At 64.7% G+C, this 24,792-nt stretch carries 23 protein-coding genes; 9 read left to right on the forward strand and 14 right to left on the reverse strand.

Features of this window, described 5'->3' with window-relative positions:
- Positions 1-18: 18 nt before the first annotated feature.
- The 10 genes from AC1MLT_RS08845 to AC1MLT_RS08890 all read right to left on the reverse strand — a co-directional run bounded on the left by AC1MLT_RS08845 (position 19) and on the right by AC1MLT_RS08890 (position 11,573).
- Positions 19-735: an ABC transporter ATP-binding protein gene (locus AC1MLT_RS08845; protein WP_296306086.1), complete on the reverse strand. Its 717-nt coding sequence runs from the start codon at positions 733-735 to the stop codon at positions 19-21.
- Positions 736-737: 2 nt separating this feature from the next.
- The gene (locus AC1MLT_RS08850; RefSeq protein ID WP_296306085.1) at positions 738-1,508 is read right to left on the reverse strand and encodes an ABC transporter ATP-binding protein; all 771 of its coding nucleotides are present in this window, start codon (positions 1,506-1,508) and stop codon (positions 738-740) included.
- A 31-nt stretch (positions 1,509-1,539) separates the two neighbouring features.
- Positions 1,540-2,727: a branched-chain amino acid ABC transporter permease gene (locus AC1MLT_RS08855; protein ID WP_296306084.1), complete on the reverse strand. Its 1,188-nt coding sequence runs from the start codon at positions 2,725-2,727 to the stop codon at positions 1,540-1,542.
- A 15-nt stretch (positions 2,728-2,742) separates the two neighbouring features.
- A complete protein-coding gene (locus AC1MLT_RS08860) occupies positions 2,743-3,672 on the reverse strand; it encodes a branched-chain amino acid ABC transporter permease (protein WP_296306083.1) in 930 nt (309 codons plus the stop codon).
- A 343-nt stretch (positions 3,673-4,015) separates the two neighbouring features.
- Positions 4,016-4,882 (reverse strand): DUF4153 domain-containing protein, encoded by an 867-nt coding sequence (locus tag AC1MLT_RS08865; RefSeq protein WP_481031933.1) that lies wholly within the window; start codon positions 4,880-4,882, stop codon positions 4,016-4,018.
- Positions 4,834-5,769, reverse strand: a complete 936-nt coding sequence (locus AC1MLT_RS08870; protein WP_481031934.1) for a hypothetical protein — start codon at positions 5,767-5,769, stop codon at positions 4,834-4,836. Before AC1MLT_RS08870 ends, AC1MLT_RS08865 begins: the two co-directional genes overlap by 49 nt.
- Before the next feature lie 480 nt (positions 5,770-6,249).
- Positions 6,250-7,554, reverse strand: a complete 1,305-nt coding sequence (locus AC1MLT_RS08875; RefSeq protein WP_296306081.1) for a replication-associated recombination protein A — start codon at positions 7,552-7,554, stop codon at positions 6,250-6,252.
- A 124-nt stretch (positions 7,555-7,678) separates the two neighbouring features.
- The gene (gene lolA / locus AC1MLT_RS08880) at positions 7,679-8,311 is read right to left on the reverse strand and encodes an outer membrane lipoprotein periplasmic chaperone LolA (protein WP_296306080.1); all 633 of its coding nucleotides are present in this window, start codon (positions 8,309-8,311) and stop codon (positions 7,679-7,681) included.
- 31 nt (positions 8,312-8,342) lie between these two features.
- Entirely contained in the window at positions 8,343-10,790 is a 2,448-nt protein-coding gene (locus tag AC1MLT_RS08885) for a DNA translocase FtsK (RefSeq protein WP_296306079.1), read from the reverse strand.
- A 108-nt stretch (positions 10,791-10,898) separates the two neighbouring features.
- Positions 10,899-11,573 (reverse strand): Crp/Fnr family transcriptional regulator, encoded by a 675-nt coding sequence (locus tag AC1MLT_RS08890; RefSeq protein WP_296306078.1) that lies wholly within the window; start codon positions 11,571-11,573, stop codon positions 10,899-10,901.
- Positions 11,574-11,732: 159 nt separating this feature from the next.
- Between AC1MLT_RS08890 and trxB the strand changes: the two genes are divergently transcribed.
- The 3 genes from trxB (at position 11,733) to rpmG (ending at position 13,257) form a co-directional block, all read left to right on the forward strand.
- Positions 11,733-12,692 (forward strand): thioredoxin-disulfide reductase, encoded by a 960-nt coding sequence (gene trxB, locus AC1MLT_RS08895; RefSeq protein ID WP_296306077.1) that lies wholly within the window; start codon positions 11,733-11,735, stop codon positions 12,690-12,692.
- A 146-nt stretch (positions 12,693-12,838) separates the two neighbouring features.
- Positions 12,839-13,072, forward strand: a complete 234-nt coding sequence (rpmB, locus tag AC1MLT_RS08900; protein ID WP_028251282.1) for a 50S ribosomal protein L28 — start codon at positions 12,839-12,841, stop codon at positions 13,070-13,072.
- Between the two features lie 11 nt (positions 13,073-13,083).
- Complete coding sequence (gene rpmG, locus AC1MLT_RS08905; RefSeq protein WP_296306076.1) at positions 13,084-13,257, forward strand: 50S ribosomal protein L33; 174 nt, start codon at positions 13,084-13,086, stop codon at positions 13,255-13,257.
- Positions 13,258-13,456: 199 nt separating this feature from the next.
- On the opposite strand, the gene AC1MLT_RS08910 is transcribed toward rpmG, so the two are convergent.
- Positions 13,457-14,671: a DesA family fatty acid desaturase gene (locus AC1MLT_RS08910; RefSeq protein ID WP_296306075.1), complete on the reverse strand. Its 1,215-nt coding sequence runs from the start codon at positions 14,669-14,671 to the stop codon at positions 13,457-13,459.
- 132 nt (positions 14,672-14,803) lie between these two features.
- Positions 14,804-16,075: an RsmB/NOP family class I SAM-dependent RNA methyltransferase gene (locus AC1MLT_RS08915; RefSeq protein WP_481031935.1), complete on the reverse strand. Its 1,272-nt coding sequence runs from the start codon at positions 16,073-16,075 to the stop codon at positions 14,804-14,806.
- Between the two features lie 71 nt (positions 16,076-16,146).
- Between AC1MLT_RS08915 and AC1MLT_RS08920 the strand changes: the two genes are divergently transcribed.
- Complete coding sequence (locus AC1MLT_RS08920) at positions 16,147-16,383, forward strand: DUF1653 domain-containing protein (RefSeq protein WP_481031936.1); 237 nt, start codon at positions 16,147-16,149, stop codon at positions 16,381-16,383.
- 10 nt (positions 16,384-16,393) lie between these two features.
- Here the strand turns inward: AC1MLT_RS08920 and purN are convergent, their stop codons facing one another.
- Positions 16,394-16,981, reverse strand: coding sequence for a phosphoribosylglycinamide formyltransferase (gene purN, locus AC1MLT_RS08925; RefSeq protein ID WP_481031937.1), 588 nt, complete (start codon positions 16,979-16,981; stop codon positions 16,394-16,396).
- Positions 16,982-17,109: 128 nt separating this feature from the next.
- Here purN and AC1MLT_RS08930 point away from each other — a divergent pair, with 128 nt between their 5' ends.
- Together AC1MLT_RS08930 and AC1MLT_RS08935 are read left to right on the forward strand one after the other, a co-directional pair.
- Positions 17,110-18,291, forward strand: a complete 1,182-nt coding sequence (locus AC1MLT_RS08930) for an acyl-CoA dehydrogenase family protein (RefSeq protein WP_481031938.1) — start codon at positions 17,110-17,112, stop codon at positions 18,289-18,291.
- A 34-nt stretch (positions 18,292-18,325) separates the two neighbouring features.
- Positions 18,326-19,441, forward strand: a complete 1,116-nt coding sequence (locus tag AC1MLT_RS08935) for an acyl-CoA dehydrogenase family protein (protein ID WP_481031939.1) — start codon at positions 18,326-18,328, stop codon at positions 19,439-19,441.
- A 16-nt stretch (positions 19,442-19,457) separates the two neighbouring features.
- Here the strand turns inward: AC1MLT_RS08935 and AC1MLT_RS08940 are convergent, their stop codons facing one another.
- On the reverse strand, positions 19,458-20,015 hold the full coding sequence (locus tag AC1MLT_RS08940; RefSeq protein WP_481031940.1) for an HNH endonuclease: 558 nt from the start codon (positions 20,013-20,015) through the stop codon (positions 19,458-19,460).
- A 177-nt stretch (positions 20,016-20,192) separates the two neighbouring features.
- Here AC1MLT_RS08940 and AC1MLT_RS08945 point away from each other — a divergent pair, with 177 nt between their 5' ends.
- From AC1MLT_RS08945 to lspA, 3 genes are all read left to right on the forward strand, one after another.
- Complete coding sequence (locus tag AC1MLT_RS08945; protein ID WP_481031941.1) at positions 20,193-21,242, forward strand: bifunctional riboflavin kinase/FAD synthetase; 1,050 nt, start codon at positions 20,193-20,195, stop codon at positions 21,240-21,242.
- Positions 21,243-21,375: 133 nt separating this feature from the next.
- Positions 21,376-24,225: an isoleucine--tRNA ligase gene (gene ileS / locus AC1MLT_RS08950; protein ID WP_481031942.1), complete on the forward strand. Its 2,850-nt coding sequence runs from the start codon at positions 21,376-21,378 to the stop codon at positions 24,223-24,225.
- Positions 24,225-24,767: a signal peptidase II gene (gene lspA, locus AC1MLT_RS08955; protein ID WP_481031943.1), complete on the forward strand. Its 543-nt coding sequence runs from the start codon at positions 24,225-24,227 to the stop codon at positions 24,765-24,767. The genes ileS and lspA overlap by 1 nt, the downstream gene beginning before the upstream one ends.
- Positions 24,768-24,792: the final 25 nt, after the last annotated feature.

Genomic DNA, 24,792 nt, shown 5'->3' on the forward strand with positions numbered 1-24,792 from the left:
GCGCCGGGCCGGGATCCATCACTCCCCGAGGTAGGCGGCGCGGACCTTGGGATCGTCGAGCATGGTGCGGGCGTCACCGGACATCGTGACCATTCCCGACTCCATCACGTAGCCGCGATCGGCGATCTGCAAGGCACGGCTGGCGTTCTGCTCGACCAGCAGCACCGTCACACCCTGGCCATGCACGGTCTGCACGACCTCGAAGATCTTGTCGACCATGATGGGCGACAGGCCCATCGAAGGCTCGTCGAGCAGCAGGACCTTCGGGCGCGCCATCAGCGCGCGGCCCATGGCGAGCATCTGCTGCTCGCCGCCGGACATCGTGCCGGCCAGCTGGTCCTTGCGCTCCCGCAGGCGGGGGAAGATCTCGAACATGCGCTCGATGTCGGCCGCGATGCCCGCCTTGTCGTTGCGCACGTAGGCACCGATCTGCAGGTTTTCCGTGATCGTCATGCGCGTGAAGACGCCACGGCCCTCGGGCACCATGACCAGGCCCTCACCCACCAGATCCCAGGCGCCGCGCCCCTTGATGCTGCGGCCCAGGTACAGGATGTCGCCCTCGACATAGGGCAGCGTGCCGGTGATGGCCTTCATGGTGGTCGTCTTGCCGGCGCCGTTGGAGCCGATGAGCGACACCAGTTCACCCTCGCGTACCTCGAAGTCGACGCCCTTGACGGCCTGGATGCCACCATATGCCACCTTCAGCCCGGTGACCTTCAGAAGAATCTCGCTCATGCTCAGTGGCCTCCCGTGCCGAGGTAGGCCTCGATCACCTTTTCGTTGCGCTGCACCTCGGCGGGTGTTCCTTCGGCGATCTGCTTGCCGTAATCGAGCACGGTCAGCCGGTCGCACAGCCCCATCACCAGCTTCACGTCGTGCTCGATCAGCAGGATCGTGCGGTTGTCGGCTCGGATACGGCTGATGAGCTCGCGCAGCATCACCTTCTCGGTCGCGTTCATGCCGGCAGCCGGTTCGTCGAGCGCGATGAGCTGGGGGTCGGTGGCCAACGCGCGGGCGATCTCGAGCCGGCGCTGATCGCCATAGCTGAGCGTGCGCGCCTTGTAGTCGGCGAACTTGCCGATCCCCACGTAGTCGAGCAGCTCGTGGGCACGCTCCGCGATGGCGCGCTCCTCGGCCTTGAAGCTGGACGTGCGCAGGATCGCGCCGATCACGCCCGAATTCGTGCGCACGTGACGTCCAACCATCACGTTCTCCAGCGCGGTCATGTCCGCGAAGAGCCGGATGTTCTGGAAAGTGCGGGCGATGCCCGCCTTGGCGACCTCGTGCACTGCCGTCGGCTGATAGGGTTTGCCAGCCAGCTCGAAGCTTCCGCTGTCGGGCGTGTAGAGGCCGGTGATGACATTGAAGAACGTCGTCTTGCCTGCGCCGTTGGGGCCGATCAATCCGTAGACCTGGCCGCGGCGGATCGTGATGCCCACTTCGGACAGGGCCTGCAGGCCGCCGAAGCGCTTGGAGATGCCACGCACCTCGAGAATGGTGTCAGTCATTGTGGGGTTCCCGGCTCTGTGTGCGTGGCCGTCACGGATTGATCGACATCGGCCGTGCCGGCGAACCCGGCACCTCGTCGGCCGGACTGTCGACGCCAGGAGCCTCGATCGGCGTGCCCGGCGCGGCATCCCCCGGCCTTCGCCTGAGCGATCTGCCGTGTTCCGGCGAAGGCCACAGTCCGCGTGGACGCAGCAGCATGATGACGATCATCGCCAGTGCGATGAAGAGCTGCCGCAGGATGGAGGCGTCGAGGCGTCCGTCGGTCATCGCCTGCAGCGGGCCGGCGACATAGCGCAATACCTCGGGCAACGCGGCCAGCAGCACCGCCCCCAGGATCACGCCTGGCAGGTGGCCGATGCCGCCCAGCACCACCATGGCGACGATCATCACCGACTCCATCAGGCTGAACGACTCGGGCGAGACGAAGCCCTGGAAGGCCGCGAACATCGCGCCCGAGATGCCACCGAAGCTCGCTCCCATGCCGAAGGCCAGCAGCTTCATGTTGCGCGTGTTGATGCCCATCGCCTTGGCGGCAATCTCGTCCTCGCGGATCGCCATCCAGGCGCGGCCGACGCGCGAGAGCTGCAGGCGGTGCGACACGATCACGGTGAAGATCACGAGCACCAGGAACAGGTAGTAGTAGAGCGAGACCGAGGAGATGGTGTAGTCGCCGATCTTGAGCGGCCGGCCCAGGTTCAGGCCCCAGATGCGGATCGAATCGATGGCATCGAGGCCCTTGGGACCGTTCGTGATGTTGATCGGGTGATCGAGCGTGTTGAGGAACACGCGGATGATCTCGCCGAAACCGAGCGTCACGATGGCCAGATAGTCGCCGCGCAGGCGCAGCGTCGGCGCGCCCAGCATCACACCCAATATGCCCGCGAGCACGAAGGCCAGCGGCAGCACGATCAGCAGCGAGGTATGGACGCCGTTCGGGAACATCGCCTTGAACGCCGGAAAGGTCTCGGCGAGGTGCGGCGAGCCCATCAGGGCGTAGAGATAGGCGCCGATGGCGAAGAAAGCCACATAGCCCAGGTCGAGCAGGCCGGCATAGCCGACGACGATGTTCAGACCCAGCGCGAGCAGTACATAGAGCAATGCGATGTCGACGATGCGGACCCAGGCATTGCCCTGGGTCTGCAGCACCAGGGGCAGCGCCAGCAGCAGCACCGCCGCCACCAGGAACACGGCCAGGTTCTTGACGTTGTTGGATTTCATGCGGACGTCCCTCCTTCAGGCACGGTCGGCCACGCGTTCGCCCAGCAGGCCCGAAGGTCGCACGGTCAGCGTGAGGATGAGGATGACGAAGGCGAAGATGTCGCTGTGCTGGCTGCCCAGGATACCGCCCGTGACGGTCCCGAGGTAGCCGGCGCCGATGGCTTCGATGAGTCCCAGCAGGATGCCGCCGACGACCGCGCCGGCGAGGTTGCCGATGCCGCCGAAGACCGCGGCGGTGAAGGCCTTCAGGCCGGGGCCGAAACCCATGGCGTGCTGGGCGATGCCATAGTTGCTGGCGTACATCACGCCGGCGATGGCGGCCAGCACCGCGCCGATGATGAATGTCGCGGAGATCACCATGTCGGGGCGGATGCCCATCAGGGACGCGACGCGTGGGTTCTCCGCCGTGGCCCGCATGGCGCGCCCGAGCTTGGTGTAGTTGACCAGCCACGTCAGGATGGCCAGCGAGATCGCCGTCACCACCAGGATCATGATCTGCGTCGGCGAGATGGAGGCGCCGGCCACATCGATGGATGCGCTCGGCAACAGCGTCGGATAGGCCTTGTTGGTGGGCCGCCAGATGATCATGGCCAGGGTCTGGAGCAGGATCGACATGCCGATCGCGGTGATGAGCGGCGCCAGCTTGGGACTGTTGCGCAACGGCCGGTAGGCGACCTTCTCGATCACGAAGTTGAGGCTGGCTGCGACGATGCAGGCGATGACCAGGGCGATGAGCAGCATGAGCCAGCCCGGCAGCCAGGGCATCGATTCGCGCATCATGCCGATGATGGTCCAGCTCGTCAGAGCGCCGACCATCAACACTTCGCCATGCGCGAAATTGATGAGGTTGATGATGCCGTACACCATCGTATAGCCCAGGGCTATCAAGGCATACATGCTGCCCAACACCAGACCGTTGATGATCTGCTGCAGCAGGATTTCCATATTTCTGTCCAGTGTGTTGGCACCTGTTCCAAGGTGCTTTCGAGAGCCTTGAACGCCGGATCGGCGTCAGGGATCCACTTAGCAAAAAACCCGCCAGCATGTGTCGCTCGACGGATTCAAGGGCGGGATTGTAGGCATGCGGGCGAACCACCATGGTGCATCTCGCCCAGGGGTTTACCCCTTGAAACCTCTCGCATTGCCAACAACGATCGTTGCGATGTCAACCAAAGGACGAACATCGTCGAACCGCGTCGACAGCTTTGTACGACTTCGTCTTCGGCCGCATCCGCAATTCAGATGAAAGCGTCGAGAAGGAGTGTGGTCCGCAGGACATGCATCGCGCTCATTCACCGACGATCGAATAGCGATCGGGGCCCAATTGGAAATCCTGCCATCGATTCGGCACGACTCGTGCGTCACCCGCACGGAGCGCCCTGGCGACATTCCGCCCGACGGCGGCTCTTTGACCGGAACTCACCACGGAGCCCAGTTTCACCCACGCTCCATCCTCGATCCCGAACACCTGACTCGAGAAGCTGTCGAAAAAGACGATCTCATCGACATGGTCGCCATCCAGATCGACGAGCCAGACCTGGCATGGGAAATCGCTGCTGAAGCACCTCGGCATCATCTTCCTGTCATTGATCTGCTTGAGCAATGCGCGCAGGAATTGGGGCTCCAGGGTCGCCGTCTCGGGATAGAGCTCGATCTTCTGGCTCATCTCGCTTTCATTCAAGGTGGCGACATCGAAGATCCTGCCGGGCGCATCCTTCCTCTTGATCTGCGCCATGGCCAATGCACGGATCCGATCGTTCTGGGCATGCCCGGAAACGTCGGCCAACTCGTGAAGCCTGTCGTTGCCATATTTCCCGGACTTGAAACGAAGATAGGAGAAATCGAAGTCGTCCGGTGCGGTCTTGCCGGACATCAGGCGCTCGATCTGACTGTCGACCACCATGCGTGTGGGATTCAACAGAGGCGTCGCCGTCAATGTCAGGAGGACGCAGATCGCAAAGGCTGCGAAGATGTTGACCTTGCGTGCGTCGTCCATCCAGACCACCCGTCTTTTCATGGATGCGACAGCGTAGCCAAAGGAATAGATGGCCAGTACGACGATGATCATCGCGCCCCAGAAACGACCTAGCGACCATCCATACTGGGTCACTCGCAGGCCGAGCGAATAAGCGCACAGCATGCTGTAGATGGGCATGACGAAGATGCACAGCGAAACGAAACGAAGCAGCCAGCCGGGAAGATTGATCCCTTGTCGATAGTCCTGCCATGCGGTATTGAGGAAGAAGACGAACGCACCAGCAGTGTGGTCATCAGCGGGGTCGCGATGCCGGTTCTCCAAAGTCCCTGGATTCCGGTGAACGGGAGACTGAGAAGGAACAAGGTGGCGATCAGCGCGACCAGCGGCAGTAGCGATCCCAGGACGTTGAGGGCCGCGCGGTAGATTCCCACCACCACCTCCTCCTTGGCGGCATACAGCGCAAGGCCGATGCTCAAGGCCAGGGATGTCGCTGGGTAGATGAATATCTGCTTCGACAGGACATGCGTGATCAGATCGATCTTCAGGATTTCGAAGAGACCTGCCCACAGGAACAACAGTCCCCAGAACAAGACGACGAACAGTATCGAAGTCGCGAGCTTGACTGCATTTCCCCACGCATTGGAAAACAGGATGCCATAGTCGCCGAACCACGTTGTTCTTGCCAACCGATGCTGCGCGAAAGGCATCAGGACGAACCAGCAAGTCGAAACCACACTCAGGATATGGAGCGCACTGGCTGGATGGCGATATTCCACCGGGCCTGCTTTTCCGGTCCAGGTCTGAAAGGCGATATAGCTCGAAGCAGCAGCCATGATCAAGCCGAAAGACACGCTCGATATCCACATCAGTGGTTCTGATCGATGAGAGGACATCATCTGCATGGTCAGGGAAATTGAAATGACCAGGATGTACAGAGGCCAGAGGACGTGGGGCCTCATTGTTTCAGGGGTCAGCGTGACGATCCACCGGTGAAGCAGGTACAGCGCCAAACCCGCCAGAATGCCCCATGCGAGCACCCACGCCCGCTCGCTTTTTTCAATCATTATTCGCTCCCTCGATGCTCGATCGGCCCGCTTGATTTTCGATCCGTCGATGCCTCGACCGCGACAGGACCGACGGGCACCGACTCTACATCAGCAGCATCCTGCGAATAACTCAGCTTCCCTTCATTGGGCTTCGTTCGCCTTTGGAAAAGACATGGCATTCGACAAGCCGAGGAAACAGATTCGAATTCCTCCAATATTCTGAAAAATCGTTTGCATTAATACATGGCAATAAAACCATTCCATTAATGTCAAATTTTTATTGAGCCATTCGATAACATCCGAGCCGTCCTCGAAGCATCTGGAAAATCAGGACGATGTCGAAACCTGGATCTCCGATCCGCCATCGCTGGTCGACCAGGTTGACGCGCTGACCATCCACCCATCGCTCCACATCTCCTGTGGCAGGAAGGCGAGTGGAAGTCGCTCGTCGGAAAGGCAAGGCATGCAATCGGTCGCGAGACCCTCCCCCTGCTGCCCTCAGTCCTTGCTCGCCTCTTCGTCGAGTCGGCGCAGCTGTGCCAGCTTGTCCGCGATCTTGGCTTCCACACCCCTGGGGACGGGACGGTACCAGCCAGGCTCGGGCATGCCATCGGGCAGATAGCTTTCCCCGGCGGCATAGGCTTGTGGTTCGTCGTGCGCATAGCGGTAGGCCTTGCCATGCCCCAGTTCCTTCATCAGCTTCGTGGGAGCGTTGCGCAGATGGTTAGGCACTTCCCGCGACTTGTCCTTCTTGATGAAGGCCTTGGCCTGGTTGTAGGCCATGTAGCCAGCGTTGCTCTTTGGAGCGACCGCCAGATAGAGGACCGCCTGCGCCAATGCGAGCTCGCCTTCGGGTGAACCCAGGCGCTCGAATGTGGCGGCAGCATCGTTGGCGATCTGCAGGGCACGCGGATCCGCGAGCCCGATGTCCTCCCAGGCCATGCGGACGATGCGGCGGGACAGGTACTTCGCGTCGGCCCCGCCATCGAGCATGCGGCACAGCCAGTAGAGCGAGGCATCGGGATGGGAGCCACGAACCGACTTGTGCAGGGCCGAGATCTGGTCGTAGAAGTTGTCGCCGCCCTTGTCGAAGCGTCTGGCGTTGAGCGTCAAGGCACTCTGCAGGAAGTCGGCGTCCACCTGCTGGATGCCGGCGGCACGCGCGGCGGTCTCGGTCTGCTCGACCAGATTCAGCAGCCGTCGCGCATCGCCGTCCGCATAGCCGACCAGGGTATCGATGGCCACCTCGTCCATCTGCAGATGAGTCAGCACCTGGTCCAGCGCCCGCTTGACCAGCAGCCGCAGTTCGTCGTCCGACAAGGTCTCGAGCACATACACCTGAGCCCTCGACAACAAGGCCGAGTTGACTTCGAAGGACGGATTCTCGGTCGTCGCGCCGACGAAGGTCACGAGGCCGGATTCGACGAAAGGCAGCAATCCGTCCTGCTGGCTCTTGTTGAACCGGTGGATCTCGTCGACGAACAGGATGGTCCTTCGTCCGCGTGCGAGGTTGTGTTCGGCCTGCTCCATGGAGGCACGGATCTCCTTCACACCCGAGAAGACCGCCGAGAGTGCGATGAACTCATAGCCAAAGGCCTGCGCCGTCAATCGCGCCAGAGTCGTCTTGCCGACCCCGGGCGGTCCCCACAGGATCATGGAGTGAGGTTTGCCGGACTCGAACGCCAGACGCAAGGGCCGACCCGGTCCGATCAGGTGCGATTGACCAACGACCTCGTCCAGGCTCGCCGGGCGCAAGGCCTCGGCCAGCGGTGCCGTCGGAGAAACATTGAAAAGATCAGCCATGGGTTTTCATCCACGGGCCGATGACCCGGTGTCTGTACGTGAAAGGCTTCGCCCGGCCGGATAGACCCGGCCCCTGGCGGAACGGACGTGGACCGAGTGACCGAGGTCACGCCGGCATGACGCCTTATTGCTTGAGCACGTCGGCACCCGCGGGTGCCTTGAATGCGAAAGTGGCCGCCGCCAGGGTCGGATTGGTTTCGACCTTGCCGAACTTGAGCACGGAGCGCTGGCCGAAGCTGTCGAGGATCTCGAGCGCCGCGAGCACATTGCCCTGGAAGCCGACCTCGATGCTCTGCAGTTGCCCGTCGCGTGCCAGCGGCGTCGCCTTGACCCACTGCAGACCGTCGCGCGAGGGTGCCGCTTCGAGCTTGAAGTCCGCCTGCAGCATGCGAAGGTCGGGTGCGGCAGCGATCAGCGCGGCTGGCGTGGAACCCAGCGCCTGCGCCTGCGAACGCTGGGTCACCTGGTTCAGGTCGGCATCATGCAGCCAGAGGGTCTGGCCATCGGCGACGATGGTCTGGGTGAAGGGCTTGCGGTAGTCGAACCGGAATTTGCCGGGCCGCTGGAATTCGAACGTGCCGCTCGATGTCTTGACGCGGCCGGGTTGGCCTTCCCGCGATGGCGCGGTGACGGTCTGGACGAAATCGGCACGCCCCGACTTCACATCGCGCACGAACGCCTCCAGGCTCTGCAGCCCGTCGGCCCAGGCGCCGCTGGCGGACATGGCGATCGCCAGTGCGGTCAGGATCTTCTTCATGGTCGATGTTCTCGTGTGTCTTCTCGAAGGTCTATTCGGCACGGGCGGGGACCAGGATCTCGCGCTGGCCGGCACCGCTCATGGCGCTGACCAACCCGGCCTTCTCCATGTCCTCGACCAGCCGCGCAGCGCGGTTGTAGCCGATCTTCAGGTGACGCTGCACGAGCGAGATGCTCGCCTTGCGGTTCTTGAGCACGACTTCGACCGCCTGGTCGTACATCGGATCCTTCTCGCCATCGCCACCATCGCCCAATAGATCACCATCACCGTCGACGGTTCCCCCTTCGAGCACACCTTCGATGTAATCAGGCTCACCCTGCGACTTGAGGTAAGCCACCACGCGATGCACCTCCTCGTCGCTGACGAAGGCTCCGTGCACGCGGATCGGCAAGCCGGTGCCGCTGGGCATGTAGAGCATGTCGCCCATGCCCAGCAATGCCTCCGCCCCCATCTGGTCGAGGATGGTGCGGCTGTCGATCTTGCTCGAGACCTGGAAGGCGATGCGGGTCGGGATGTTCGCCTTGATCAGGCCCGTGATGACGTCCACGCTGGGCCGCTGGGTCGCGAGGATCAGGTGGATGCCCGCCGCGCGCGCCTTCTGCGCCAGCCGGGCGATCAGCTCCTCGATCTTCTTGCCCACCACCATCATCAGGTCGGCGAGTTCGTCGATGACGACCACGATGTGCGGCTCGCGCTTGAGCGGTTCCGGATCGTCCGGCGTCAGGCTGAAGGGGTTGTAGATGAATTCCTCGCGGGCCTTGGCCTCGTCGATCTTGGTGTTGTAGCCCGCCAGATTACGCACGCCCAGCTTGCTCATGAGCTTGTAGCGGCGTTCCATCTCGGCCACGCACCAGTTCAGGCCATGGGCGGCCTGCCGCATGTCGGTGACCACCGGCGCGAGCAGGTGCGGAATGCCCTCGTAGACCGACATCTCCAGCATCTTCGGATCGATCATGAGCAGCCGCACGTCACGCGCCTCGGCCTTGTACAGCAGGCTCAGGATCATGGCGTTGATGCCCACCGACTTGCCCGATCCCGTGGTGCCCGCCACCAGCACGTGCGGCATCTTCGCGAGATCGGCCACCACCGGATTGCCCACGATGTCCTTGCCCAGGCCCATGGTCAGCATGGACTTGCCGTCGTTGTAGATCTGCGAACCGAGGATCTCGCTCAGACGGATCGACTGCCGCTTGGCGTTGGGCAGTTCGAGCGCCATGTAGTTCTTGCCGGGAATCGTCTCGACGACCCGGATCGACACCAGGGACAGCGAACGCGCCAGATCCTTGGCCAGTCCGACGATCTGCGAACCCTTGACCCCGGTGGCGGGCTCGATCTCGTAGCGCGTGATCACCGGACCGGGCGAGGCGAGCACCACCCGCACTTCCACGCCGAAATCCTTGAGCTTCTTCTCGATCATGCGGGAGGTCATCTCCAGCGTGTCGGACGATACGGTCTCCTGACGCAGTTGCGGTGCATCGAGCAGGTCCACGCGCGGCAGCTTGCCCTCGCCGTTCTCGCGGAACAGGGGCTTCTGGTTCTCCTTGACCACGCGCTCGCTCTTGGGAATCTCGGCCACGGCTGGTTGGATCGGTACCGGCGCAGCCGCCGCACGCTTCGTGCTGGCGCGTGGCATGGGCGCCGCCACGGGTGCGGGCGCCTCGGCAGCCATCTTGGGCGCCGATCTCGAAGGCGCGAAATCGTCCATCGTCGGTTCGCTTTCGCGCAGGGTCGGGGATGACAGTTCGGCACCCTCCTCGCGCTCGCGCACGGCGCGGCGGCCCATCGCCAGATCCTCGGCGATCTCGCGCTTCTCGCGACGCGACTCGAACAGCGAGAACACACGCGAGCCGACCCGCTCGGCCACCTGCGCCCACGAGAAACGGAACACCAGGGCCGATCCGATGACCCCAGCGGCAATGGCGATCAACGCCGAACCCGTGAAGCCGATCCATTTCACGCTCAGCGGACCGACGAAATATCCCAGCACGCCGCCGCCGTGACCGGGAAGACGGAACTCGAGCCGATAGAGTCGCGACCACTCGAGCATCGCACTGGCACCCAGCAACAACAGCAGACCGAACCAGAACGCCAGACGGCTTCGATCGAGGCGACCCCAGGGTGGCGTCTCGACCGCAGCCGGTGTTGCCTCACCGCCACGCAGCCAGGCCGCGAGCGACGAGAGCCAGACGCGCGCGCCCGCGATCAGGCACCACCAGATCGAATAGCCGGCCAGGAAATAGCTGCCATCGGCGATCCAGGCACCGATGCGCCCGCCCCAATTCTTGACTTCGCCTCCAGTGCCCGAGGTCGACCACGCCGCATCCGAAGGCGTGAAGCTGAGCATCGAGATCAGCCAGAAGAGAAGAGCCACGAAGCCGGCGATCAATGTGATCTCCTGGGCGAAGCGCATCGCGCGCAGGCGGACCGGGGGTGGCGTGGAAGCGTTGGGAGTCTGGAGTGAGTTCAGCGAGTAAGTCATGAAAACGCGGTATGGCCTGCGACCCAGGCCGTCAACGTACCGAGCCTACAACGGAAAGGGCCCCGCACGGACGGTGGTGTTGCGTCGACCGGCCCTCCTGCAGCAGCCTCAGGTCAGGGAAGAGAGGCGCTCCTTGACGAGCATGGAACCATCGGCCTGGGTCTGGACGAAGCCACGCTCCTCCAGGTCCTTCATCACACGGCTGACCATCTCGCGCGACGCACCCACCATCTTGGCCAGATCCTGGCGCGAGATCTTGTCGCGGATCTTGAGATTGCCCTGGCCATCGTCGATCGCAAATTCGATCAGCGAGCGGGCGACGCGACCATAGACGTCCATGAGCGCCAGCGATTCGATCTTGCGATCCGCCTGACGCAGGCGCTGCACCAATCCTCGCATGATGTTGTACGACATCGATGCGTTTTCCGGCAGGCAGCGGCCGAAGGCTTCGCGCGCCAGCACCAGCACGTCGGTCTGGATCTCGGTGCGGACCGTGGCGGAATGCGGCTCGTCGTCGATCAGGCTCATCTCGCCGAGATAGTCGCCCTGGTTCAGGGTCGCGAGGATGACCTCGCGTCCACGATTGTCCGTACTCATCACACGGGCTCGACCCGTGAGGATGATGTAGAGGGCATCCGATTTCTTGCCCTGCTCGACGATCACTTCGGATCGCTTGAATCGCTTCTTGACGATCGCATCTGCGATGCTCGCCGACTGCGACGGCGTGAGCGCGGAGAACAAGGGAACGCGTCTGAGCAATTCAAGATTGGACAGCATGGACATCTTCGAATCCCGGATAACGCGCCATTGGAGAACTTATTGGTTAATTACAATTGCGCGCATTGAAAACGTCCCTCATCGGGGACGGCCCTGAAGGTGATACTTTGAAGTTCACCCCCGGAAAATGTACACGCTGATACAGCAAATTTTAGGTTTTTAGGAATGTCAAATAAACAACACGCACAGGTTCTGATATTGGGTTCGGGCCCGGCCGGATATACCGCGGCGGTTTACGCCGCCCGTGCCAATCTGAAGCCCTTGCTCATCACGGGCATGGCGCAGGGCGGACAGCTCATGACGACCACCGAAGTCGACAACTGGCCGGCCGATGTGCAAGGCGTCCAGGGCCCGGAGCTCATGCAGCGCTTCCTCGAGCATGCGGAGCGTTTCAACACGCAGGTCGTCTTCGACCACATCAGCCAGGTGGATTTCAGCCAGCGCCCTTTCCTTCTGACCGGCGACAGCGGGAGCTATACCTGCGATGCGCTGATCATCGCCACCGGCGCTTCGGCCAAGTACCTAGGCCTGGAATCGGAGCAGCATTTCATGGGACGCGGCGTCTCGGGTTGCGCGACCTGCGACGGCTTCTTCTATCGCGAGCAGGAGGTCTGCGTGATCGGCGGCGGCAATACGGCGGTGGAAGAAGCACTCTACCTGTCCAACATCGCCAGCAAGGTGACGCTGGTGCACCGGCGCGACCGGTTCAAGGCCGAACCGATCCTGGTCGACAAGCTGCATGAAAAGGTCGCGGAAGGAAAGATCGTCCTGAAGACCCACAACGTGCTCGATGAAGTCCTGGGCGACGATTCCGGCGTCACGGGCATCCGGCTGAAGCATGTCGATACCGGGGCCACGGAGCAGATCGATCTCAAGGGGTGTTTCATCGCCATCGGACATCACCCGAACACCGACATCTTCCAGGGCCAGTTGACGATGAAGGACGGCTACATCGTCACGCGCTCGGGCCTGCAGGGCCTGGCCACCATGACCAGCGTCGAGGGTGTCTTCGCGGCGGGCGACGTGCAGGACAACATCTATCGCCAGGCCATCACCAGTGCCGGTACCGGCTGCATGGCGGCCCTGGACGCGCAGCGTTATCTGGAAACCAACGGCACGCTATAATCGCAGGCTTTGCCGAACAAGGGGCTGTCTCGCAGCTCACGGCAGAGCCGGGGTACCGCCACCCGTTTTCATGGCGAGGTCAAGCTGCAGAACGTCCACACCCACGGTGTTCGGACGCCAGCTGTTCAAAAGAAGAGAGTGTCCACATGGCACGCGTCTGCGAAGTCACGGGCAAGGGCCCGATGGTGGGAAACAACGTTTCCCACGCCAACAACAAAACCAAGCGCCGGTTCCTGCCGAACCTGCAATATCGTCGTTTCTGGGTCGAAACCGAGAACCGTTGGGTTCGCCTGCGGGTTTCCAGCGCTGCCCTGCGCTTGATCGACAAGAACGGCATCGATGCCGTGCTCGCAGACCTGCGCGCACGCGGCCAAGCTTAAGGAGCGCAATCATGGCAACGAGCAAAGGCGGACGCGAGAAGATCAAGCTGGAATCCACTGCGGGTACCGGCCATTTCTACACCACCAGCAAGAACAAGAAGACGACGCCTGAAAAGCTGTCGATCATGAAGTTCGACCCCAAGGCGCGCAAGCACGTCGAATACAAGGAAATCAAGCTGAAGTGATTCAGGCCTGATGTCCCCGAGGTCGAGGTGTTTCGCCTCTTCCTTCCAGAACCCGCTGTGACCCAGCGGGTTTTTTCATGCCCTCTTCCACCATGGCGAGCCAGCCGGGATTCGAGCGCCCATGAAAAAACCGACCTGATGAGGTCGGTTCTTTCAAACTCGCGCAGGCAGGATCAGTCGCCTGCCCTGCCCGCCCCGCTCAGGCCCGGGCCGCGCGCAGTCGTGTGGAGAACTCGCGCAGACCGGCAATGCCGCTGGCTTCCGCGCGATGACACCAGGCTGCCAGATCCGATGCCAGCTGTTCGCGCGACTGCGAGGTGTTGAGCCACATCTGACGCAGCTCCTCGCGCATCGTGACCATCTTGTCGAGCACCGGATGCGCGGCACGCGCCTGGACGAGATGGGTGCGCACCGATGCAGGCACCTTGTCGTCGTCGCGATGCAACCATTGCTTGGCAGCCTTCAACACCGACAAGTCGGCACCCTTGGCCTTGAGCTGGGCCAGTTCGTCGCGCGTCGTGCGACGCATCTCACGCGCGAATCCAGCCATCACCTCGTAACGGTTGGCGATCAGGGCCTCCAGCGTCTTCTCGTCCGCCACGGGCTGGACATCGCCCATCTGCATCTTCGGCGGGAGCTTCTTCACCTTGGCCCAGCCGATCTTCTGCATCATGCTGATATAGACCCAGCCGATGTCGAACTCGTACTTCTTGACGGAGAACTTGGCCGAGGTCGGGTAGGTGTGGTGGTTGTTGTGCAACTCCTCACCGCCGATGATGATGCCCCAGGGAATGAGGTTGGTGCTGGCATCGGTCGCCTCGAAGTTGCGATAGCCCCAGAAGTGACCGATGCCGTTGACGACACCCGCCGCCCAGAACGGGATCCAGACCATCTGCACCGCCCACACCGCCAGACCGATGGCACCGAACATGACCACGTTCAGGACCATCATCAGGCCGACGCCCTGCCAGCTGTAGCGCGAATACAGATTGCGCTCGATCCAGTCGTCCGGCGTGCCATGGCCGAAGCGCTCGACGGTGTCCCGGTTCTTGGACTCCTTGCGATAGAGCTCGGCACCGCGCCACATGACTTCGTCGAAACCCTTGACCTGCGGGCTGTGCGGATCGTCCACGGTCTCGCACTTCGCATGGTGCTTGCGGTGGATGGCGACCCACTCCTTCGTGACCATGCCGGTGCCCAGCCAGAGCCAGAAGCGGAAGAAATGCGAAGGGATGGGACCCAGTTCCATGGCCCGATGCGTCTGCGTGCGGTGCAGGAAGATGGTCACCGCGGAGATCGTGATGTGGGTGGTCACCAGCGTGTAGAGCACGATCTGCCACCACGCGAGGTCCCACATGCCGTGGGCGAGCCAATCGACAGCCGCGTTCAACACGGCAGAGTCAGTAAGGAACATTGAGTCAAATACTCCATCACCGCACGAAGGTGCAGTTCTATAGATAGCTGAGGATTTTAAAGGTTAGCCTTCCGGAGCAAGGCTAAAGCCTTGATCAGCCGGGCCTTTCCCCTTCGTTTTGGAGCGCCGGACCTAGCTGCGGTTCCACACGGCGGCAAAGAAACCATCGGTCGCGTGGCGATGCGGCCACAGTCGCAGATAGCGTCTGCCGTCGTCGCCACCCGCGCAGAGCCGCGCCGCGTCCTCGATCTTCAGGCCATCGAGCAGATCGCCCGCATCCTGGCACACGAAATCGGGATTGGCCGCTGTGAATGCCTCCGCGATGGCTTCGTTCTCCTCCGGCAACACGCTGCAGGTCGCATAGACCAGACGCCCGCCGGATTTGACCAGTCGCGCGGCGCTCTGCAGGATGGCGGTCTGCTTGGCAGTCAGCTCATCGACCGACTTCTGGGACTGCCGCCACTTGAGATCGGGGTTGCGTCGCAGCGTGCCCAGGCCGGAGCAAGGCGCGTCGACCAGCACCCGGTCGATCTTGCCCGACAGCCGCTTGATGCGTTCGTCGCGCTCGTGGGCGATGGCCGCCGGATGCACGTTCGACAGCTGGCTGCGCGCCAGTCGGGGCTTGAGCGCATCGAGCCGGTGCGCCGACGTGTCGAACGCATAGAGGCGACCCGTGTTGCGCATGGTGGCGCCGATCGCCAGCGTCTTGCCGCCCGCGCCGGCACAGAAATCCACCACCATCTCGCCACGCTTGGCGTCCAGCAGCAGGGCCAGCAGCTGGGATCCTTCGTCCTGGACCTCGACAGCGCCGCGGGCGAAGGCATCCAGCTTCGTCAGGGCCGGCTTGCCGTCGATGCGCAAGCCCCAGGGCGAGAACGGCGTGGCGACCGCCTTGATGCCGGCCAGCGACAGTTCCTTTTGCACGTCGGGTCGCTTGTCGTGCAGCGTGTTCACGCGCAGATCGAGCGGCGCGGGCTGCTGCAGGCTATGGACCAGTGGCCAGAATCCGTCGCCGAGCTGCGCCTTGAGCGGCTTGACCAGCCATTCGGGCAGGTTGTGGCGATGGCGTTCCAGCAGGTCGCTCTCGCTGACGCCGTCGCAGTTGTCGAGCCAGCGCTTCTCGACGTCGTTGAGCGCGCTCTTGAGGAAATCGCGCGGGCCGTGGAAGCCCAGGATGGCCATGCGCCGCTCCTTCGAGCCGGTGCCCGAGGGCGACAGGTGATCGAACAGCAGCTTCTTGCGCAACACGGTGTAGACCGTCTCGGCCAGCGTGGCGCGTTCGCGGGGACCGAACTCGCGGTGGTCGCGGAAGAAGCGCGACACCACCTGGTCGGCGGGATGATCGAATTTCAGGACGAGGCCGACCAGATCGGCACTGGCCTCCAACAGGGCTTTGGGATGCATGAGGGGGATTGTCTCAGCCGGCGCCCCCTCTGCTCCGACAATGCCATCCCGACCCGCCCGACCCGCCTCCCATGACCGACGACGACCTGCCACCCCTCATCGAAACCCCGCCGGGTCTCTATCGCCACTACAAGGGAGGCGAATACGAGGTCGTCGGCACCGTGCGCCACAGCGAGACGCTGGAGCCCATGACGCTGTATCGGGCCCTGTATGGCCAGCGTGGACTGTGGGTCCGGCCCGCAGCGATGTTCAACGGGACGGTGGAGATCGACGGCGTGGCGCGGCCGCGCTTCCTGCGTCTGGTCTGAGTCGCCGCCCTCAGCGCCGGGCGGCCAGCCAGCCGGCGATGGCACGCGGGTAGAGGAGATGCTCCTGGCTGAGCACGCGCGTGGCCAGCAGGACCTCGGTATCGCCGGGCAGCACCGGCACGACGGCCTGGTCGAGGATCGGACCGTGATCGAGTTCGGCCGTCACCTGATGGACCGTGACACCGGCGACGCGGCAGCCGGCCTCGATGGCGCGACGATGCGTGTGCAGCCCCGGGAACGCCGGCAGCAGCGACGGGTGGATGTTCAGCAGCCGTCCCTCGTAGCGCTCGACGAAGCCCGGTGTCAGGATGCGCATGAAGCCCGCGAGCACCACCAGCGCGGGATCGTGCCCGTCGATCGCCCGGGCCAGTTCGGCATCGAAATCCTCGCGCGTCGCGAAATCCCCGTGCGGCACCACGGCGGTCGCGATGCCTTGCGCCTGCGCGAAGGCGAGCCCGGCGGCATCGGCCTTGTTGCTGACGACGGCGGCCACGCGGGCGTCGAAGCGCTCCGCCCAGCCGCCGGCGGCGGCGGCGCGCACGATGGCGGCCATGTTGGAGCCGGCACCGGAGATGAGGATGACGATGTTCTTCTTCATGGGAGCGCGGGATTATCCGTGTCGCTGCAAGGACAACGCAGAAGCGCACGACCATGCTAAAACCATCGGCTCCGGAGACACGCCGAATCGCCCGCCCCAGGGCGCGGCAACACCACAGCGAGGCACGCATGGATTTGAGCTTCACCCCCGAAGAGCAGGCGTTTCGAGAAGAGATCCGCGCCTGGGTCAAGGACCACCTTCCGTCCGACATTTCGCACAAGGTGCACAACGCCCTCGAACTCACGCGCGAGGATCACCAGCGCTGGGCCAAGATCCTGGGCGGCAAGGGCTGGCTGGGCTACGGCTGGCCAAAGGAATTCGGCGGACCGGGCTGGACCTCGATCCAGCGCCACCTGTTCGAGGAGGAGACCGCGCTGGCCGGCGCGCCGCGCATCATTCCCTTCGGACCGGTGATGGTGGCGCCCGTGATCCAGGCCTTCGGCAATGCCGAACAGCAGCAGCGCTTCCTGCCGGGCATCGCCAGCGGCGACGTCTGGTGGAGCCAGGGCTACAGCGAACCCGGTTCGGGCTCGGACCTGGCCTCGGTCAAGACCCGGGCCGAACGCCAGGGCGACAAATACATCGTCAACGGCCAGAAGACGTGGACCACGCTCGGCCAGTATGGCGAGTGGATCTTCTGCCTGGTGCGCACCAGCAACGAGGGCAAGCCCCAGACCGGCATCAGCTTCCTGCTGATCGACATGAAGTCGCCCGGCGTCACGGTGCGCCCGATCAAGCTGATGGACGGCAGCGTCGAGGTCAACGAGGTCTGGTTCGACAACGTCGAGGTGCCGGCCGAGAACCTGATCGGCGAGGAGAACAAGGGCTGGACCTACGCCAAGCACCTGCTGAGCCACGAGCGCACCAACATCGCCGATGTCAACCGCGCCAAGCGCGAACTCGAGCGTTTGAAGCGCATCGCCAGGAGCGAGGGCGTCTGGGACGACCTGCGCTTCCGCGACGAGATCGCCAAGCTCGAGGTCGACGTCGTGGCCCTGGAGATGCTGGTGCTGCGCGTGCTGGCGGCGTCGACCTCGGGCAAGAATTCGCTCGACATCGCCGGCCTGCTCAAGATCAAGGGCAGCGAGATCCAGCAGCGCTACAGCGAACTCATGATGCTCGCCGGCGGCCCCTATGCCTTGCCGCTGGTGCGCGAAGCCATGGAGGCCGGCTGGCAGGGCGACTTCCCCGGCGGCAACGCCGGCCTGGCGCCGCTCGCCTCGACCTACTTCAACATGCGCAAGACCACCATCTACGGCGGCTCCAACGAAGTGCAGCGCAACATCGTCGCGCAGACCGTTCTGGGCTGAGTCCCGGCCCCCGCTCAGGAACACGGAGACAACCATGGATTTCGATTTTTCCGACGACCAGGAACAACTGCGCGACGCGGTGCGCAAATGGGTCGACAAGGGCTACGACTTCGAGCGCCGCCGGCGCATCGAGGCCGCTGGCGGCTTCTCGCGCGAGGCCTGGGACGAACTCGCCGGGCTGGGCCTGGGCGGGCTCTACATCGCCGAGGACGACGGCGGACTCGGCATGGGTCCGATGGCCGGCATGGTGGTGATGGAGGAACTCGGACGCGGCATCGTCGCCGAGCCGTTCGCGCAGGCCCTGATCAGCGGCGCGCTGCTGAGCCACCATGCCGACGCCGCCCTGAAGGGCGACTGGCTGGCGCGCATCGCGGGCGGCGAGGCGCTGGTGGTGCTGGCCCATCAGGAACGCAAGGCGCGCTATCGCCTCGACGTGTGCGAGACGCGCGCCGAAGCGGCCGGCGATGGCTGGACGGTCTCGGGCACCAAGAGCCTGGTGCCGGCCGGCGACCAGGCCGATGCCTTCCTGGTGCCCGCGCAGGCCGATGGCGGGATCGCCCTGTTCCTGGTCGAGCGTGGCGCCGCCGGCGTCGCGGCGCGCGGTTACGGCACACAGGACGGGGCCCGTGCGGCGGAGGTGGTGTTCGACCGCGCCGCGGCCCGGCTCGTCACGACCGACGGCCTGGCCGCGCTGGAGCATGGCGTCGACATCGGCATCGCGGCCCTGTGCGCGGAGGCGGTCGGCGTGATGGACAAGACCCTCGCCGTCACGGTCGACTACATGAACACGCGCAAGCAGTTCAACGTCACCATCGCCAGCTTCCAGGCCCTGCGCCATCGCGTGGCCGACATGAAGATGCAGCTCGAACTGGCCCGCTCGATGAGCTACTACGCGAGCCTGAAGCTGGATGCGCCGGCCGACGAGCGCCGCCAGGCGATCGCCCGCGCCAAGTACCAGTTGGGGGTGTCGATGCGCTTCGTGGGACAGCAGGCCGTGCAGCTGCACGGCGGCATCGGCGTGACCGACGAATATGTCGTGAGCCACTACTTCAGGCGCCTGACCCAGATGGAGATGACCTTCGGCGACACCCTGCACCACCTGGGCGAGGTGTCGGCGCGCATGAACGACACCGCGGGCGTCTTCGCCTAGGCGGCGGGCCGGCGCCTCACGGATGGAGCCGCGAACTGAGCGGCAGATGCATCATCAGGAACTCCATCTGGTCGGCCAGGATGCGGCGGTTGCGCAGGATGAAGTCCTCCCACAGGCTGGGCACGTACGGCGCGTAGAGCAGCGGCATGCCCGCCTGCTCGGGCGTCCGGCTGCTCTTGCGGTGGTTGCAGGGCCGGCACGCCGTGACCACGTTCATCCACACGTCGATGCCCTGCTGGGCGAACGGGATGATGTGCTCGCGCGTGAGTTCGTCCTCGTGGAAGTGGTCGCCGCAATAGGCGCAGATGTTGCGGTCGCGGGCGAACAGCTTGCTGTTGGTAAGTCCCGGGCGCTGGGTGAAGGGATTGATGCGCGGCACGCCCTTGGTGCCGATGATGCTGTTGACCGCGATCTGCGACTGCTGGCCGGTCACCGCGTTGTGACCGCCGCGGAACAGCGCCACGTGCGCGCCCGATTCCCAGCGCACCTCGTCGGCGGCGTAGTGAAGGACCGCCTGTTCCAGCGAAATCCAGGATTGCGGCAGCCCCTGTGCCGACAGCTTCAAGACCTTCACGCCACGTCTCCTCGAGAAAAGAAGAACCACGCAGGAATCCGGCGAGCGGCACGGCCCTCGTGAGGACGCCGCCGCCGGGCAGTGCGTCACAATATACCGGCTTTGTGACAAGTTGCCCTTTCACCGTCCGCAAGCCCATCCACCGGGCCTGAGGCGCTATCAAAAACAGATCGATCCATGCAGGTTTTTCGTGGGTTCCGGCATCCCGGCGTGGCGACGGCCTGTGCCCTGACCATCGGCAATTTCGACGGCGTCCATCGCGGCCACCAGGCCATGCTGGCGCTCCTGAACACCGAGGCACGCCAGCGTGGCCTTCCCAGCTGTGTGCTGACCTTCGAGCCGCATCCGCGCGACTACTTCGCCGCCGTCAACAAGCGGCCCGAACTGGCGCCCGCGCGCATCGGCACGCTGCGCGACAAGCTCGGCGAACTCGCCGCGTGCGGCGTGGCGCAGACCATCGTGCTGCCCTTCGACGCGCGATTGGCCGCGCGCACGCCGGAGGACTTCATCGACCACGTGCTGCGCGACGGCCTGGGCGCGCGCTATGTGCTGGTGGGCGACGACTTCCGCTTCGGCGCGCGGCGTGCCGGCGACTACGCCATGCTCGACGAGGCCGGCGCGCGCCACGGCTTCGACGTCGCGCGCATGAACAGCTACGAGGTCCACGGCCTGCGCGTCTCCAGCTCGGCGGTGCGCGAGGCGCTGGTCGAAGGCCGCATGGCCGATGCGCAGCGCCTGCTCGGACGGCCCTATGCGATCTCCGGCCACGTGGTGCACGGACGCAAGCTCGGCCGGGCCCTGGGCGCGTCGGCGCCCGGGCGCGACGACGGCTTCCGCACGCTCAACCTGCGCTTCAAGCACTGGAAGCCGGCCGCCAGCGGCATCTTCGCGGTGCTGGTGCATGGCCTGTCGGCGCGGCCGCTCCAGGGCGTCGCCAACCTCGGCGTGCGGCCGTCGCTCGATGCCAACGACGTCAACGCCGGGCGCGTGCTGCTGGAGACCCATTGCCTGGACTGGCCCGCCGAACTCGGCCGCGAAGGGGCCTACGGTAAAATCGTCCGCGTGGAACTGCTGCACAAACTGCACGACGAATTGCGCTACACCAGCCTCGAGGCCCTCACCGCGGGCATCGCCAGGGATGGCCGCGACGCACGTGCGTTCTTCGCCGCCGCGCCTGCCCAGACGCATGCGGAGACGCACCGGCAGACCACGCGCGATCGAATTTAGCGCCGCACGTCCCGCGCTGCCGCTCCTGGACAAGCTCGGGGCGAACGGCCGTCCCCTTCCCCGCACCGATCCGCACCACTCCGGGATCGAGCCTGTCGAAGCCCTTCTACGCCCTGCCCCGATCCTGCCCACCATGTCCGACGCCGCCCCCCATCCCGACTACCGAGCCACGCTCAACCTGCCCGACACCCCCTTCCCGATGCGTGGCGACATGGCCAAGCGCGAGCCCGGCTGGGTCAAGCAGTGGAACGACGAAGGCCGCTACCACCGGCTGCGCGATGCCCGCCACGGCGCGCCCAAGTTCATCCTGCACGACGGCCCGCCCTATGCCAACGGTCAGATCCACATGGGCCACGCCGTCAACAAGATCCTGAAGGACATGATCACCAAGGCCCGGCAGCTCGAGGGCTTCGATGCCCTGTACGTGCCGGGCTGGGACTGCCATGGCCTGCCGATCGAGAACGCCATCGAGAAGAAATACGGCCGCAACCTCGGGCGCGACGACATGCAGGCCAAGAGCCGCGCCTTCGCCACCGAGCAGATCGCCCAGCAGATGGCCGACTTCCAGCGCCTGGGCGTGCTGGGCGAATGGGACCACCCGTACAAGACGATGGACTTCGCCAACGAGGCCGGCGAGCTGCGCGCCTTCAAGCGCGTGATCGAGCGCGGCTTCGTCTATCGCGGCCTGAAGCCGGTGTACTGGTGCTTCGACTGCGGCTCCTCGCTGGCCGAATTCGAGATCGAGTACGCCGACAAGAAGTCGCAGACGATCGACGTCGCCTTCAAGGCGCACGAGCGCGAGAAGGTGCTGGTGGCCTTCGGCGCCGACCACATGATCCTGGGCGACATCTTCGCCGTCATCTGGACCACCACCGCCTGGACGATCCCCGCCAACCAGGCGATCAACCTGAATCCGGAGATCGAGTATTCGCTGGTCGACACCGAGCGCGGGCTGCTGATCCTGGCCGCCTCGCTGGTCGAGATGTGCATGACCCGCTACGCGCTCGACGGCCAGGTGCTGGCCACGGTCAAGGGCGAGGCGCTGGGGGGCCTCGAGTTCGAGCATCCGCTGTACGACGTCGATGCCGGCTTCCGGCGCCTGTCGCCGGTCTACCTGGCCGACTACGCCACCGCCACCGACGGCACCGGCCTGGTCCATTCGTCCCCCGCCTATGGCGTGGACGACTTCAACTCCTGCGTCGCGCACGGCATGGCCTACGACGACATCCTCAACCCGGTGCAGGGCAACGGCGCCTACGCGGCCGATTTCCCGCTCTTCGGCGGCCTGCACATCTGGAAGGCGGTGCCGGAGATCATCGCCGCGCTGCGCGACGCGCATCGCCTGCTGGCCACCGAGACCATCACCCACAGCTATCCGCACTGCTGGCGCCACAAGACCCCGGTGATCTATCGCGCCGCGGCGCAGTGGTTCATCCGCATGGACGAGGGCGAAGGCGTCTTCACCAGCGACAAGGCCCCGAAGACCCTGCGCCAGACCGCGCTCGAGGCCATCGAGGAGACGCACTTCTATCCGGAGAACGGCAAGGCGCGCCTGCACGACATGATCGCCAACCGGCCCGACTGGTGCATCTCGCGCCAGCGCAGCTGGGGCGTGCCGATCCCGTTCTTCCTGCACAAGGATTCGGGCGAGCTGCATCCGCGCACCATGGAGATCCTCGACCAGGCCGCCGACATCGTCGAGCACGGCGGCATCGAGGCCTGGAGCCGCGTGAGCGTCGAGGACATCCTCGGCGCCGAGGACGCGCCGCACTACACCAAGAGCACCGACATCCTGGAGGTCTGGTTCGACTCCGGCTCGACCTTCTTCCACGTGCTGCGCGGCACGCATCCGAACGTCCACCACGACAGCGGCCCCGAAGCCGACCTCTACCTCGAGGGCCACGACCAGCATCGCGGCTGGTTCCATTCGTCGCTGCTGCTGGCCTCGGCCCTGGAGGGCCGGGCGCCCTATCGCGGCCTGCTCACGCATGGCTTCACGGTCGACAGCCAGGGCCGCAAGATGAGCAAGTCGCTGGGCAACGGCATCGACCCGCAGGAGGTCAGCAAGAAGCTGGGCGCCGAGATCATCCGCCTGTGGGTGGCCGCGAGCGACTATTCCGGCGACATCGCGGGCGACGACAAGATCCTCGCGCGCGTGGTCGACGCCTACCGGCGCATCCGCAACACGCTGCGCTTCCTGCTGGCCAACACCAGCGACTTCGACCGTGCCCGGGACGAGGTGCCGCTCGACCAGCTGCTGGAGATCGACCGCTACGCGCTCGATCGCGCCGCGCAGTTCCAGGCCGAGATCCTGGCCCACTACCAGGTCTACGAATTCCATCCGGTGGTGGCCAAGCTGCAGGTCTACTGCTCCGAGGACCTGGGCGCCTTCTACCTCGACGTGCTGAAGGACCGGCTCTACACCACCGCGCCGGGCTCGCACGCCAGGCGCAGCGCGCAGACCGCGCTGTGGCACATCACGCAGGCGATGCTGCGCTGGATGGCGCCGTTCCTGAGCTTCACGGCCGAGGAGGCCTGGACGCTGGTGGGCACCGCCGCGCCCGGCGAGTCGATCTTCACCCAGGTCTACAGCGACCTCGGCACGCCCGACGGGACCCGCCTGGCCAAGTGGACCCGCATCCGCGAGATCCGCGATGCCGTCAACAAGGACATCGAGGCGGTGCGCACCACCGGCCGGGTCGGCTCCTCGCTGCAGGCCAACGTCGTCCTGACCGCCGCGCCCGACGACCACGCCCTGCTGGCGTCGCTCGGCGACGACCTGAAGTTCGTGTTCATCACGTCGGTCGTCGACCTGGTCGCCGGCGAGATGCTGGCCATCGAGGTCACGCCCAGCGCCGACACCAAGTGCGAACGCTGCTGGCACTGGCGCGACGACGTCGGCCACGACGCGGCGCATCCGACCCTCTGCGGCCGCTGCACCAGCAACCTCTATGGCGCCGGCGAAGCGCGGAGCATCGCCTGATGGCCCGCGGCACCACCCCCTCGCGCGGCCCCGCCTCGAACCGCAGCGGCCGGGCCTCGGCCTTCTCAAGCGACACACCCTGGCCCTGGCTCGGGCTGGCCCTGGTGCTGTTCATCGTCGACCAGTTCACCAAGACCCTGATCCTGGGCTACTACCGGCTGGGCGACGCCACCTACGTCACGAGCTTCTTCAATGTCGTGCGGGCCCATAACACCGGCGCGGCCTTCTCGTTCCTGGCCGACCACTCGGGCTGGCAGCGCTGGCTGTTCACCGGCATCGGCGTGGCCGCGGCGGTGTTCATCGTCTGGATGCTGCGCACCCACGCCGGCCAGAAGCTCTTCAGCTTCGCGATGGCCTGCATCCTGGGCGGCGCCATCGGCAACGTGATCGACCGGCTGATGCACGGCTACGTGGTCGACTTCCTCGACTTCCACTGGGCCGGCACGCACTTCCCGGCCTTCAACGTGGCCGATGCCGCCATCACCATCGGCGCCATCTGCCTGATCTGGGACGAGGTCCGCCGCGTGCGACGCGGGCGCTGAGGACCGCGCGCGCCGCGCCCGCGTG

This window comes from Variovorax sp. PEI5 (genome assembly GCF_056679935.1).

Coding starts and splice junctions, on each gene's coding strand:
- trxB (WP_296306077.1), top strand. CDS start 11,733: ATGTCAAATAAACAACACGCACAGGTTCTGATATTGGGTTCGGGCCCG.
- AC1MLT_RS08915 (WP_481031935.1), bottom strand. CDS start 16,075: ATGCATCCCAAAGCCCTGTTGGAGGCCAGTGCCGATCTGGTCGGCCTC.
- AC1MLT_RS08945 (WP_481031941.1), top strand. CDS start 20,193: ATGCAGGTTTTTCGTGGGTTCCGGCATCCCGGCGTGGCGACGGCCTGT.
- rpmB (WP_028251282.1), top strand. CDS start 12,839: ATGGCACGCGTCTGCGAAGTCACGGGCAAGGGCCCGATGGTGGGAAAC.
- rpmG (WP_296306076.1), top strand. CDS start 13,084: ATGGCAACGAGCAAAGGCGGACGCGAGAAGATCAAGCTGGAATCCACT.
- AC1MLT_RS08870 (WP_481031934.1), bottom strand. CDS start 5,769: ATGATTGAAAAAAGCGAGCGGGCGTGGGTGCTCGCATGGGGCATTCTG.
- AC1MLT_RS08910 (WP_296306075.1), bottom strand. CDS start 14,671: ATGTTCCTTACTGACTCTGCCGTGTTGAACGCGGCTGTCGATTGGCTC.
- AC1MLT_RS08850 (WP_296306085.1), bottom strand. CDS start 1,508: ATGACTGACACCATTCTCGAGGTGCGTGGCATCTCCAAGCGCTTCGGC.
- AC1MLT_RS08865 (WP_481031933.1), bottom strand. CDS start 4,882: ATGCCCATCTACAGCATGCTGTGCGCTTATTCGCTCGGCCTGCGAGTG.
- AC1MLT_RS08930 (WP_481031938.1), top strand. CDS start 17,110: ATGGATTTGAGCTTCACCCCCGAAGAGCAGGCGTTTCGAGAAGAGATC.
- AC1MLT_RS08920 (WP_481031936.1), top strand. CDS start 16,147: ATGACCGACGACGACCTGCCACCCCTCATCGAAACCCCGCCGGGTCTC.
- AC1MLT_RS08860 (WP_296306083.1), bottom strand. CDS start 3,672: ATGGAAATCCTGCTGCAGCAGATCATCAACGGTCTGGTGTTGGGCAGC.
- ileS (WP_481031942.1), top strand. CDS start 21,376: ATGTCCGACGCCGCCCCCCATCCCGACTACCGAGCCACGCTCAACCTG.
- lspA (WP_481031943.1), top strand. CDS start 24,225: ATGGCCCGCGGCACCACCCCCTCGCGCGGCCCCGCCTCGAACCGCAGC.
- AC1MLT_RS08845 (WP_296306086.1), bottom strand. CDS start 735: ATGAGCGAGATTCTTCTGAAGGTCACCGGGCTGAAGGTGGCATATGGT.
- purN (WP_481031937.1), bottom strand. CDS start 16,981: ATGAAGAAGAACATCGTCATCCTCATCTCCGGTGCCGGCTCCAACATG.
- AC1MLT_RS08935 (WP_481031939.1), top strand. CDS start 18,326: ATGGATTTCGATTTTTCCGACGACCAGGAACAACTGCGCGACGCGGTG.
- AC1MLT_RS08890 (WP_296306078.1), bottom strand. CDS start 11,573: ATGTCCATGCTGTCCAATCTTGAATTGCTCAGACGCGTTCCCTTGTTC.
- AC1MLT_RS08885 (WP_296306079.1), bottom strand. CDS start 10,790: ATGACTTACTCGCTGAACTCACTCCAGACTCCCAACGCTTCCACGCCA.
- AC1MLT_RS08875 (WP_296306081.1), bottom strand. CDS start 7,554: ATGGCTGATCTTTTCAATGTTTCTCCGACGGCACCGCTGGCCGAGGCC.
- AC1MLT_RS08855 (WP_296306084.1), bottom strand. CDS start 2,727: ATGAAATCCAACAACGTCAAGAACCTGGCCGTGTTCCTGGTGGCGGCG.
- lolA (WP_296306080.1), bottom strand. CDS start 8,311: ATGAAGAAGATCCTGACCGCACTGGCGATCGCCATGTCCGCCAGCGGC.